Here is a 12,388-nt window from a genome sequence, read left to right on the forward strand (position 1 = left end):
CTTTGCATTTTCTTAGCGCAATTTTCACAGACGTTTTGTGGATGTAATATACACATAAAAAACTGGCGTTTTCTACACTTTCATGCTATGATGTCGATAAAGCATTATACCGATCCAGAACTGTTGGAAATCAACACCTTAGAAAACGCGATCTATATGGCAATGCAGAACGATGTTTCATTCATGATCGGACTTCGGCTGTCTTTATACGAACATCAGTCAACTTTTAATCCTAATTTACCGCTGAGATATCTGTTTTATATTTCGGACTTATACTCGGGTATGATCGACAAAAACAAATTATACGGTTCACGAAAAATTTTGATTCCGCCGCCGGAATTCGTCATCTTTTATAATGGGATCCAGGATCAGCCGGACCGCCGGATCTTACGATTATCCGATTTATATTCCATACGGGATCAACACTGCAAATTAGAATTAGAAGCTGTCATGCTCAACATTAATCTCGGACATAATCCAGCCTTAATGAATGCATGTACGATGCTGCATCAATACGCAGAGTATACAGACCGGGTTCGTCGGTACACAAAAACAATGTCGCTTGAAGATGCGGTTGAACATGCCATCACAGAATGTATCCACGAAGGGATTTTAAAATCATTTCTTGAGAAAAATCGAGCGGAGGTGAAAAACGTGTGCATTTACGAATATGACGAAGAAGAACATATCCGGCTGGAACGCAGTTACGCCTGGGAAGACGGAAAAAAGGAAGGACTTAAAGAAGGTATTCGGAAGGGCGAAAAAGGGAAAACTTGCAATCTCATTCAGAAAAAACTCGAGAAAGGAAAAACTCTTTCCCAGATTGCAGACGAGCTTGAAGATACGGAAGAAAATATCGGACGCCTGATCGAACAGTTTCATCTTGAAATACCCCAATAACCGAAGCGACTTATATAGAGAAAAACAATTATAATTCTCTGCAGACACAGTGTGTACAGAAATCTTCTTTATTTTATTTTTCTTGATTTCTGTACACATTTTCATAAAAATCTATTTTTTCATTTTCGGTTCAAAGATAAAGGACGCAATATAACCGAAGATCAGCGCTGCGGAAATACCGACGGCACTCGCCTGAAATCCACCCATGAACACACCCATAAATCCATATTTGTCAACAGCTTCTTTCACGCCCTGCCAAAGCACATTGCCGAATCCCGGAAGGGGAACGCCTGCCCCTGCCCCGGCAAGTTTCTGAAACGGATCGTACAGTCCGCAAAATCCAAGCAAAGCTCCGCCACATACTAAAAGCACCATAACCCTTCCCGGCATCAGCTTTGTCCTGTCTAATAAAATCTGCACAGCCGCGCATATAAGACCTCCTACGATAAACGCTTTTACATAATCCATTTTGTTTCACCCTTTCTCTTTTCTACTCTGCTCATTCTTCTTGCTTTTATCATTTTGCCTTCTATCTTCTTGCTTTTTAATTTCCTTATGCTATGCATCGCTTTCCAGAACAATTCCGTGAGCGATCCCCGGTACGCTCGCCCCCTCGTTGAAACTGACGGTAGACATAAGCGCCCCTGTAGGAACAAACAACACCCGCTTCCATTCTCCTTTTTCTAATTTAGGAAGTACATACGATGCCAGCGTTACGGCGGCGCAGCCGCATCCGCTTCCACCGGCATGCGTATCCTGCCGTTCTTTATCAAAAATCGTCATTCCGCAATCCATATGTTTTTCGCATATATCGTACCCTTTTTCTCTGATAAGATCGAATAAAATCGTTCTTCCGATGCTTCCTAAATCTCCTGTAATAATCCTGTCGTAATCTTTTTCTTTTCTTTCCATATCCTGAAAGTTCTGTACAATCGTATCCATGGCCGCCGGAGCCATACACGCGCCCATATTTTGAGAATCCTTCAAGCCATAATCTACGATCTTTCCGACAGTTACTCCTGTAATGCGAATATTAGAAAAGTACGACTTTGTATTTTGTTTTCTGTATTCCTCTGCCGACTGCACAAGAAACGCGCCGCTTCCCGTCACTGTCCAATGTGAAGAAAGAGGTCTCTGATTCGCATATCCTAACGGAAAGCGAAACTCTTTTTCCGCACTTCCAAAATGACTTGATGTGACGGCGATCATCGTTCCTCCGTATCCTGCGGCAGCGCTCATAGATGCAAGCGCAAGCGCTTCTCCTGATGTAGAACATGCTCCGTAGAGGCCGAACATCGGAATCTGCAAAGCCTCTACCCCCATTGAAGTTGCTATTCCCTGCCGCAAAAGATCCCCTCCAAAAAGATATCGGATCTTTTTCAAGTCCACATGTGCCTTTCCTGCCGCAAGAACACACGCTTCTTTCTGCATGTTACTCTCCGCTTCTTCCCATGTCTGTGCTCCGAACAGGTCGTCTTTATCTGTCACGTCAAATAATTTCCCGATTGGTCCATCCGCCTCTTTGCTGCCTGCGACAGACGCAGCGCTGATAAGATACGGCGCTTCCCGAAACATAATGCTTTGCGCCCCTTTTATCTGATCCATAATCCTTCCTTTCCCTGACTCCGTCTTCCATCAGCCATGTTACGCACACATTGCGTTTTACACATGGCGTGGGCTGAACTGTTACAGTTTTATTTTTATTATTTTTATTGTCGGCATATTTGCGAAAAATTATTATGAATTTATATACATATTCGGAAAATTATTTCAGATACTAACAGAAAAGAAATTAAAAACGCGCGTGTTGCGCGAAATGCAAGGAGTGTGTTTCATCTATGGATAAGATACAAAAACTGAAACAAGAAAAACAATATGAACAATATGTAAAAGAAAAAACGCCCCGACATAATCTTTTTCTGAATATGTGCAAAGCGTTTTTCCTCGGCGGGCTGATCTGCCTGCTCGGACAAGTTATTTATCATTATTTTGAATTACGAAATCTTTCTCCCGATGAGTGCAGCCGCTGGATGTCTCTGTCGCTCATCCTTTTAAGCGTTTTGTTCACCGGAACCGGAATTTACCAGAAACTTGCAGCCTGGGGAGGCGCCGGAGCGCTCGTGCCGATCACCGGATTCGCAAATTCAGTAGCTGCCCCTGCCATCGAATACAAAAAAGAAGGTCAGGTATTCGGCATCGGATGTAAAATTTTTACGATCGCCGGTCCTGTTATCCTGTACGGTATTTTCACAAGCTGGGGACTGGGACTGATCTACTGGTTCGGAACTTTATTTAAGTAAAACGCAGCCGTCCGTATATTTTTGTCATTCGCTCCATCTCCCGAACTGTCCCTTCATCCGGCTCTCCCGGTTTCATACGCCATTCCCAATTCCCGCCAAGTGTGGACGGCGTATTAATTCGTGCATCGCTTCCAAGTCCCAGATAATCCTGCATCGGAACGATGCACAGATCCGCCGCGCTTCCCATTGCCATAGCAATAAAATCTCCCGCAAGCGTATCTTCATCAAGACGGGGCTTATACATGTATTCTTTTGCAAACTGCCGTGTTGATCCTGCCGCCGTGTGATACCATCCTTTTGTCGTATCATTATCGTGAGTTCCCGTATATACAACGCAGTTTCTTGTATATGTATGCGGGAGATAGTTTGAATCTTCCCTTGAATCGAATGCAAACTGAAGCACTTTCATCCCCGGAAATCCACTTTCTTTTAAAAGCTGTATCACACTCGGAGTTAAAAAGCCGAGATCTTCGGCAATAATCCTTTTTCTGCCGATCTTTTCTTCCAGCGTCCGGAACAGCTCTATCCCCGGTCCCGGCATCCACTTTCCGTGTACTGCCGTTTTTTCTCCGTACGGAACAGCATAATATTCATCAAAACCGCGGAAATGATCGATCCGCACGACATCATACAGCCGGAAACAGTGTTCGATCCTGCGAATCCACCAGTCGTACCCTGTTTTTTTATGATATTCCCAATCGTAGAGCGGATTCCCCCACAACTGTCCTGTCTGCGAAAATCCATCCGGCGGACATCCCGCAACATCGATCGGTTCAAGAGCGTCATTAAAACGGAACATCTCCGGCGCCGACCATGTATCCGCGCTGTCAAACGCAACATAGATCGGAATATCTCCGATAATCTCTATGCCGTTTTCGTTCGCATAAGAGCGAAGGCGTTTCCACTGTCTGTCAAATTCATATTGCTGAAATTTGTAAAAGGCAATCTGACGCGACAGCTCTGCTTTTGCATTTTCAATCGCCTGTGACTCTTTGTTTTTAAGCGGTTCTTCCCATTCATTCCAACTCACGCCGCCGTTTCGGTCTTTGATCGCCATATAGAGGCTATAATCTTCCAGCCAAAATTGATTTTCCGAAACAAATGCGCGGTATTCGTCATTTTCTCCAAAACGCGAAAACGCTTTCTCAAGTATTTGAAACCGTATCTTATATATTTTTTCATAATCTATCTTATCTTCCCGTATTCTCTCACATCCGTATTCGCACTCCTGCGCTGTCAACAAACCTTCTCCTGTAAGCGTTTCAAGATCGATAAAATACGGATTGCCTGCAAATGTAGAAAAAGACTGATACGGAGAATCTCCGTATCCGGTCGGCCCTAACGGAAGAATCTGCCAGTAACTTTGCCCTGCCGCCTTAAGCCTGTCAATAAATTGATAGGCTTCTTTTGAAAAACATCCGATTCCATATTTTGACGGCAGTGAAAATATCGGAAGCAGCACGCCGCTTGCCCGTTCCATAACCATCCCCCTTTTCATCAATATACCGTTTTACTAATATTTTTCTTTAATCTTATGATCTTGTTAATTTCCAAATATCTCTATTATACTGTTCAATCGTTCTGTCTGATGAGAAGTAGCCTGCTTCGGCAATATTGACAAGCATCTTTTTCGCCCATTCCTTTTGATCTGTATACGCCGCCAGCGCCTTGTCTTTTGCCTTTTTGTACGCATCAAAATCAAGAAATGTCATAAACCAGTCTTTTCCTATCAGCTCTTTTTGCAGACGCTCCAGACTTTCTTTGCATCCGATCTTCATCATCTGTTTTTCTGTAATGAAATCAACCGCCGCTTTGATCTTCGGATTCTTTTTATAATAATCTTTTGCCGAATAATCCGCTTTTTTATAATGTTCGATTACTTCGTCGCTTGACGCTCCGAACACGAAAATATTATCGTCTCCTACAAGTTCATGTATCTCTACGTTTGCCCCGTCCTCTGTACCGAGAGTGACTGCACCGTTTAACATAAACTTCATATTCCCCGTGCCGCTTGCCTCTTTTGACGCAAGAGAGATCTGCTCGGATATATCACATGCAGGAATCAGTTTTTCAGCCTTTGTCACATTATAATTCTCTACCATGACAACTTTCAGATAAGGACTTACTTCCGGATCATTATTAATGATCTCCTGCAGGCAAAGTATAAGATGAATGATATCCTTTGCGATCACATATGCCGGAGCCGCTTTCGCCCCGAAGATCGCTGTGATCGGAGTTTTCGGAAGAATCCCCTCCTTGATCTCCAAATATTTATCAATAATATACAGTGCATTTAACTGCTGCCGTTTATACTCGTGAAGTCTTTTTACCTGAATATCGAAAATCGTATCTGCGTCTATCTCTATTGCCTGTGTCTCTTTCAGATACGCGGCAAGATCTTTTTTATTTTCTTTTTTAATCTCTAAAAGGCGTTTCAAAACAGTCTCGTCGTCTTTGTATTCAAGCAGTTTGACAAGTTTAGAGGCATCTTCTTTATACTCGTCTTTGATTGTTTCATCAAGCAGCGCCGTAAGACGCGGGTTGCAGTGAAGAAGCCATCTGCGGAACGTAATCCCGTTTGTTTTATTATTGAATTTATCAGGATAGATTTTATAAAAATGATTCAGTTCCGATTGTTTTAAGATGTCCGTATGAAGCGCCGCCACTCCGTTAACGCTGAATCCGTAATGAATGTCGATATGCGCCATATGAACAGTATCGTTTCTGTCTATGATGGCTGTTGATTCATCGCTGAATCTTCTGCGAACTTTATCATCAAGTATCTCAATGATCGGAACGAGCTGCGGCACAACCTTTTTTAAATATCCGATCGGCCATTTTTCAAGCGCTTCTGCCAAAATCGTATGATTCGTATACGCGCATGTACGGGATACGACATCGATCGCTTCATCGATATCAAGCCCTCTTTCCACAAGAAGCCGGATCAGTTCGGGAATGACCATTGTAGGATGAGTGTCGTTGATCTGGATGACAGCATAATCCGGCAGATCATACAATGTACTTCCTTTTTGCACACATTCATCCAAGATCATCTGTGCGGCGCTGCTTACCATGAAATACTGCTGATAAATGCGCAGAAGCCTTCCTTTTTCATCGCTGTCATCAGGATATAAAAACAACGTCAGATTTTTTGCGATATCTTCTTTATCAAAATGAATTCCGTCTTCCACGATTCCCTCATCAACAGAATCGATGTCAAAAAGGTGCAGTTTGTTTGTCTGATCATGATATCCCGTCACTGCGATATCGTACATTCTTGCATTAACTTTCAATCCTCTGAAAGAAACCGGATAGACAACATCCGTTTTTGTCAGCCATGACTGTTTCTCAATCCACGGATTCGGAAGCTCTTTTTGAAGATGGTCTTTAAACTCCTGTTTGAACAGGCCGAGGTGATAATTCAGTCCGATCCCGTCTCCGGGCAGTCCGAGTGTTGCGATCGAATCAAGAAAACATGCCGCCAGTCTCCCAAGCCCTCCGTTTCCAAGAGATGGCTCCGGCTCAACCTCCTCGATCTGACATATATCTTTTCCGTTTTGAAAGAGCATTTCTTTTACTTCATCATAAATACCGAGATTGATCATATTGTTTGACAACAGTTTTCCGATCAAAAACTCTGCCGAAATGTAATAAAGCTTCTTTTTCCCTGCAGCTCTTTCTTTTCCTGCCGCCAGTTTCTGCACAAACAAAAGCAACGCTTCATAAATCTCTCTGTTTGATGCCTGCGCCACAGATTTACTCATATACAATTCTAATTCTTCCTGTATACCGGTTCTCATTTTACTACCTCCGAAAATTTTCCTCTCATTCCTTTTATGATTTATTTTTCTTCCTATTTTCCGAAACTGCAGTTCGGGAAAGTACACACCGGACAGTTCAAACACAAACCGCCTTCTCCGAGCGCGGTAAAATCTTCTGCTTTCAGCCGTTCCCCCGCCGCAATTCTCGGCAGTATCAGATCGAATATCGTCCGTTTTGCATACATTACGCATCCCGGGAGTCCCATGATCGGAACTTTTCCTGCATATGCGAGCATAAACATCGCGCCGGGTAAAACCGGAGCTCCATAAGTGATCACTTCATCTGCCGCATTTCGGATTGCAAGAGGTGTACGATCATCAGGATCAACGCTCATTCCTCCGGTGCAGACAACCAGTTCCGCCCCCTGTTCGATCCACTTTTTCACAGCTTCTGTAACCATATCGGCATCGTCACTGCAAAGAGTATCGCCGATTACTTCCATACCGCACTCTCTTAGTTTTTCTTTTACAACAGGAGTAAATTTATCTTCGATCCTTCCGTGATACACTTCGCTTCCGGTTGTCACGACCGCCGCTTTCATCTGACAAAACGGCAGAATCGTAAAAATCGGTTCGTTTCCGCACATCCGGTTAACCTGTTCCATCTTTTCTTCTTCGATCACGAGAGGTACGACACGCATTCCTGCGACCTTGTCTCCTTTTTTCACAGGAAAATTCCCGTGGCGTGATGCGATCACGATTTGTCCTAACCCATTTACCGCGTTCAGTTTTTCTTTATCAACTTTAAGCAGTCCGTCTGTTTCCGCCGTCAGCTCAATCTTCCCTTCTTTCGGCTTTGACGCTTTCAGAAATCTCCCCTGACATACTCGTCTTAAAACTTCCGCCGCCTCGTTTTCATGAAGCATTCCTTCTTGTTTCTCCCATACATACAGATGCTCTTTTCCAACCGAGAGCAGTACCGGAATATCCTCTTGCGTTACCACATGCCCTTTTCGGAAAACTGCGTCTTTTACAACGCCGGGAATGATTTGTGTAATGTCATGGCAGAGTACACTTCCGACCGCTTCTTCTGTCTTGATCAGTTTCATATATTCTCACACTTTCCCACTCATTTTATATAACAGTTCCGTCAACACCTCGTTTCCCAAAGAGATGTTCCGATGATTCCTGTTGTTTCTATCTATCCTTGTTGTTTCCGGTTATTCCTGTTATTTACAGTTATTGCAGTTGTTCCAACTCTTTCAGCCATAACGCCGCGCATGCGTCGCTTGGCATTCTCCAGTCGCCTCGCGGCGAAAGAGCTACGCTTCCGACTTTCGGTCCGTCCGGCAGACAAGAACGTTTGAACTGCTGCGAGAAAAATCTACGATAAAATATTTTCAGCCATTTCAAAATCGTCTCTTTTTCATAAACGCCTGCAAACGCATTCACCGCCAAAGTAAAAATTTTCTCCGGTGAGAAACCGAAGCGGAGCATATAATAAAGGTAAAAGTCATGCAGTTCGTACGGTCCGACAAGATCTTCTGTTTTCTGTGCTATGTCTCCGTCTTTCGGCGGAAGAAGTTCAGGACTTACAGGCGTATCAAGCACATCATAAAGCACCTGTCTTAATGATTCATTTTCTGTTGTATCCGCCGCATGCTGAACAAGATGACGCACAAGCGTTTTCGGTACAGACGCATTGACGCCGTACATAGACATGTGATCTCCGTTATATGTCGCCCACCCTAAAGCAAGCTCCGACATATCGCCTGTTCCGATCACCATACCGGCTTCCCGATTCGCAATATCCATAAGCACCTGAGTCCGCTCTCTTGCCTGTGCATTTTCATAAGTTACATCATGCACATCGGGATCATGTCCGATATCTCTGAAATGAACGTTCACCGCTTCTCCGATCGGCACTTCAATCAACGTCGCTCCGGTCTGTCTCGTCATCTCACACGCATTATTATATGTGCGGTCTGTTGTCCCAAAGCACGGCATCGTAACCGCAATAATCTCTTTTTTATCCCGTCCCAGCATATCGAACGCCTTTGCCGTGACAAGCAGAGCCAATGTAGAATCCAGACCGCCCGAAATGCCGACAACCGCTGATTTTGCATTCGTATGCGACAACCTTTTTTTCAGACCCATTGCCTGAATTGTCAAGATTTCGTCACAAATATGCGCTCGCGCCGCCTCGTCAGACGGCACGAACGGATGCTGTGAAAAGTTTCTCGTAAGAACAGTATCGCATATTCCCACATGAAACGGCACAACTACCGGACAACCGCAATTTAGCTTTTCCGGTGAAAACGTCGTATTTTTACGTCTCTCTCCTACAATTTTTTCAAGATCGATCTCTGAATAAATGATCTCGTTTTTATAACGTTCTGACTGCCGGAGGATCGTTCCGTCTTCCGCAATGATATTATGTCCTCCGAAAACGAGATCCGTCGTTGACTCTCCTTCTCCCGCGTTCGCATAGACATATCCCGCGATCAGGCGCGCGGACTGACCTGCGATCAGACGGGTTCTGTAACTTCCTTTTCCGACCGTTTCGTCACTTGCAGAACAGTTGACAATGATCGTCGCTCCTGCCAAAGCCTCCTCAATACTCGGAGGAACAGGAGACCAGACGTCTTCGCATATTTCCGCGCCTACTATAAGATCCGCCGTCTCATCATCCTGAAACAGGATCTTCGGCCCGAAAGGAACCTTTTCTCCGTCAAACTGAATCCACCTCACACTGTCCGGTCCCGGAGTGAATTGACGCATCTCGTAAAACTCTCCGTAATTGGGAAGAAATGTTTTCGTTGTAAATCCGATCACTTTTCCATCGTTGACTGCCGCCGCCGTGTTATAAAGCTTCCCGCCTTCTGTAAGCGGCATTCCCACAAACGCCAGAATGTTTTTGCCTTTTGTATGCCCTGCAATCTTTTTCACTGCGCCGTATGCCGCGTTCAGCAAAACGTTCTGCGTAAAAAGATCTCCGCATGTATATCCTGTTACGCATAATTCGGGAAATGCGACGATCTTCGCCCCTTTTTCATATGCCTGATCGATCGCCCTGCATATCTGTTCTGTATTATATTCCACATCTGCCACTCGAATATCAGGCGTGGCAGCCGCTACTTTCACAAAACCATGTCTCATCTTTAACTCCACCTTTCCGCTCCCGGCTTTTCTGGTTTCCCCATCATCGGCACAAGCCGTCTTACTCTATTTTCTATCTTCATCCGTAATAACTGTTTTGCCTGATTTTCTGCCTTATCTGCTTTTTTTCAGTAATTCTTTCAGCTCGTCTACAGTGTAATTATATGCTTCATTACAGAAATGACATTTTACTTCGATATCTTTTCCATCATCGATCATTGACTGAATATCTTTTTTACCGATGCTGATAATTGCCTTTTCGATCCGCTTCTTTGAACAGTTGCAATAAAATTTTGCAGGCATCGTATCTGTAATCTCAAGATCAAGTCCTTCTAATACTTGCGCAAGCATTTCTTCCGGCGTATGTCCATGATCGAGCATAGAAGTTACAGATCGGATGTTCTGAATATTTTCTTCCAGTTTGTTCAACACTTCATCTTCGATAAACGGCATTACCTGCACAATGAATCCGCCTGCACAGCGCACCGTATTGTCTTTTTCCATGAGAACGCCCAACCCTACGGAAGACGGAACCTGTTCTGACGTAGCGAAATAATACGTCAGATCTTCCGCGATTTCCCCTGTCTGAAGAATCGTCTGTCCTGAATACGGCTCTTTAAGCCCCATGTCTTTTATCACCGTCATTACGCCCTGTCCGAGCGCTCCGCCTACATCGAGTTTTCCGTTTTTCGGAGGAAGAATCACATTCGGTTCATGCACATAACCTTTGACATTCCCTTTGCTGTCCGCTGTCACTGTAAGACCTCCGATCGGACCGGAACATTTGATCTGTATCGTCAGCATATCTGTGTCATTTTTCATCATGCTTCCCATCATTGCTCCGCCTGTGAGCAGTCTTCCGAGAGCCGCCGTTGCGACAGGACTTGTCTCATGACGCTTGCGAGCCTCCTCTGTCAGTTCTGTTGTCACTGCCGCAAATGCGCGGATCTGTGCATTCGCCGCAGATGCTCTTACAATATAATCTTTCATCAATCTTTCTCCTGTTCTGTTTTATTTTATCATTACTTCATTCTATTTTCTTTTTGTCGCTTGCTCTGTTTATTTATCATGAATTTATCGTTATTTTATTATTACTCATTCTGTTTATTTTCCGTTTTCACGGGCGATCACGCATATTCTCTCGCTCGTATCGTTCGGCGTCTCTTTCGTATCCGCATCGTAAGCCTCTATAAATACAAGACCTGCACGTTCCAGAAGTTCTTGTATCTCGGCAAGCGTATACCCTCTTTGATAATGCGTCTCCGTATATCTCCGATATAAACTTCCGTTTTCGCCACCCTCTTCTTCTGAAAACATAGTATCTTCCAAGTCACCCGCTCCTTCTTCTGAAAGCAGAGCATCTTCCGAATCTGCCGTTCTTTCTGAAACATATGCATTTTCCATAGGGTTAAAATCTTCCGCGATAAACAGCGTCAGATCGTACTCGTTGATCTGTTCTTTCTCATAGTATCTGTTATCCCAAATAAAGCTGCACACGCCGCGGTCTTCCGCGATCGTACTGTCACCGATCACATCGCGGTATTTGTGAACAGTATTGAAGTCAAATAAAAAAATCCCTTTCGGATCAAGGTAATTGTTTACAAGTCGGAAGACTTCTTCCAGTTCGTCTGGTTCTGTTATATAGTTAACGGAATCGCAGACGCTTACGACCGCCCGAACGGTTCCGTACAGCTCAAACCCGCGCATATCCTGAAGCAGATAGAGGATATCATATCCTGACTCCGTTTTCTTTTCCATCGCAAGTTCTAACATTTCCTCCGAATTATCGACCCCTATCATATCGTATCCATATCCGGCAAGCCGTTCCGTCATCGTTCCTGTTCCGCATCCGAGGTCGAGCACGATCCCGTCTGTCACGCCATGTTCGCAAAGCTTCTCGCGGATGTGCCTCGCCCATTCGCCATAAGGAACATTATCCATAAATGTATCATAAACATACGCAAAACTTGTATACGCTTCCACAGTCGTTCCCTCCTATATCAACACAGCATACAAAAATCAGCCTATCAGCTCCGCCGCGCTCATCGTTCTGCCATTATAGAAACCGATCAGCCTGCGGTGATAAATCAAAAGCTATTTTTTGCTGTATTAGAAGTGTAACACATTTTACGGACAATTTGCACTGTAATTTCACAATAGAATGTTTAGAGGATAACAGAGATATTCTTCGTTGTCTGCATAGAGTCTTTTCGTATGTAGAAACAGTGTTTCATTTTCACAATCTTTACAAAAAAGAAGTTAATCTAC

The 12,388-nt window shown here is 44.1% G+C and carries 10 protein-coding genes; 2 read left to right on the forward strand and 8 right to left on the reverse strand.

The window, feature by feature from the left end; translation table 11 throughout:
• The first annotated feature begins 156 nt into the window (after window positions 1-156).
• Window positions 157-900 carry a hypothetical protein gene (locus ACH9UM_RS11055; RefSeq protein WP_330578785.1) on the forward strand — a complete coding sequence of 248 codons (744 nt, stop codon included), beginning with the start codon at window positions 157-159 and terminating at the stop codon, window positions 898-900.
• Between the two features lie 111 nt (window positions 901-1,011).
• On the opposite strand, the gene ACH9UM_RS11060 is transcribed toward ACH9UM_RS11055, so the two are convergent.
• A complete protein-coding gene (locus tag ACH9UM_RS11060) occupies window positions 1,012-1,368 on the reverse strand; it encodes a SpoVA/SpoVAEb family sporulation membrane protein (protein WP_004846688.1) in 357 nt (118 codons plus the stop codon).
• A 90-nt stretch (window positions 1,369-1,458) separates the two neighbouring features.
• On the reverse strand, window positions 1,459-2,505 hold the full coding sequence (locus ACH9UM_RS11065; RefSeq protein WP_004846691.1) for a stage V sporulation protein AD: 1,047 nt from the start codon (window positions 2,503-2,505) through the stop codon (window positions 1,459-1,461).
• Window positions 2,506-2,738: 233 nt separating this feature from the next.
• On the opposite strand from ACH9UM_RS11065, the gene spoVAC reads away from it, so the two are divergent.
• A complete protein-coding gene (gene spoVAC / locus ACH9UM_RS11070; RefSeq protein ID WP_004846693.1) occupies window positions 2,739-3,200 on the forward strand; it encodes a stage V sporulation protein AC in 462 nt (153 codons plus the stop codon).
• On the opposite strand, the gene malQ is transcribed toward spoVAC, so the two are convergent.
• From malQ to ACH9UM_RS11100, 6 genes are all read right to left on the reverse strand, one after another.
• Complete coding sequence (gene malQ, locus ACH9UM_RS11075) at window positions 3,193-4,680, reverse strand: 4-alpha-glucanotransferase (RefSeq protein ID WP_044998113.1); 1,488 nt, start codon at window positions 4,678-4,680, stop codon at window positions 3,193-3,195. The two genes, spoVAC and malQ, sit on opposite strands and share 8 nt — an antisense overlap.
• 52 nt (window positions 4,681-4,732) lie before the next feature.
• Window positions 4,733-7,000 carry a glycogen/starch/alpha-glucan phosphorylase gene (locus ACH9UM_RS11080; protein ID WP_004846697.1) on the reverse strand — a complete coding sequence of 756 codons (2,268 nt, stop codon included), beginning with the start codon at window positions 6,998-7,000 and terminating at the stop codon, window positions 4,733-4,735.
• Window positions 7,001-7,053: 53 nt separating this feature from the next.
• Window positions 7,054-8,070, reverse strand: a complete 1,017-nt coding sequence (locus ACH9UM_RS11085) for a molybdopterin-binding protein (protein ID WP_004846699.1) — start codon at window positions 8,068-8,070, stop codon at window positions 7,054-7,056.
• Window positions 8,071-8,200: 130 nt separating this feature from the next.
• Entirely contained in the window at window positions 8,201-10,120 is a 1,920-nt protein-coding gene (locus ACH9UM_RS11090; protein WP_004846701.1) for an NAD(+) synthase, read from the reverse strand.
• Between the two features lie 114 nt (window positions 10,121-10,234).
• Window positions 10,235-11,110 carry an Hsp33 family molecular chaperone HslO gene (hslO, locus tag ACH9UM_RS11095; RefSeq protein ID WP_004846703.1) on the reverse strand — a complete coding sequence of 292 codons (876 nt, stop codon included), beginning with the start codon at window positions 11,108-11,110 and terminating at the stop codon, window positions 10,235-10,237.
• Between the two features lie 114 nt (window positions 11,111-11,224).
• Window positions 11,225-12,103 carry a class I SAM-dependent methyltransferase gene (locus ACH9UM_RS11100; RefSeq protein WP_009243579.1) on the reverse strand — a complete coding sequence of 293 codons (879 nt, stop codon included), beginning with the start codon at window positions 12,101-12,103 and terminating at the stop codon, window positions 11,225-11,227.
• Between the last annotated feature and the right edge of the window lie 285 nt (window positions 12,104-12,388).

The organism is Mediterraneibacter torques, assembly GCF_044591705.1.
Classification (GTDB): Bacteria; Bacillota; Clostridia; order Lachnospirales; family Lachnospiraceae; genus Mediterraneibacter; species Mediterraneibacter torques.

Bases quoted from the DNA above. Each gene is read 5' to 3' on its own strand.
- ACH9UM_RS11055 (WP_330578785.1), top strand. From the start codon at position 157: ATGGCAATGCAGAACGATGTTTCATTCATGATCGGACTTCGGCTGTCT.
- ACH9UM_RS11060 (WP_004846688.1), bottom strand. From the start codon at position 1,368: ATGGATTATGTAAAAGCGTTTATCGTAGGAGGTCTTATATGCGCGGCT.
- ACH9UM_RS11065 (WP_004846691.1), bottom strand. From the start codon at position 2,505: ATGGATCAGATAAAAGGGGCGCAAAGCATTATGTTTCGGGAAGCGCCG.
- spoVAC (WP_004846693.1), top strand. From the start codon at position 2,739: ATGGATAAGATACAAAAACTGAAACAAGAAAAACAATATGAACAATAT.
- malQ (WP_044998113.1), bottom strand. From the start codon at position 4,680: ATGGAACGGGCAAGCGGCGTGCTGCTTCCGATATTTTCACTGCCGTCA.
- ACH9UM_RS11080 (WP_004846697.1), bottom strand. From the start codon at position 7,000: ATGAGAACCGGTATACAGGAAGAATTAGAATTGTATATGAGTAAATCT.
- ACH9UM_RS11085 (WP_004846699.1), bottom strand. From the start codon at position 8,070: ATGAAACTGATCAAGACAGAAGAAGCGGTCGGAAGTGTACTCTGCCAT.
- ACH9UM_RS11090 (WP_004846701.1), bottom strand. From the start codon at position 10,120: ATGAGACATGGTTTTGTGAAAGTAGCGGCTGCCACGCCTGATATTCGA.
- hslO (WP_004846703.1), bottom strand. From the start codon at position 11,110: ATGAAAGATTATATTGTAAGAGCATCTGCGGCGAATGCACAGATCCGC.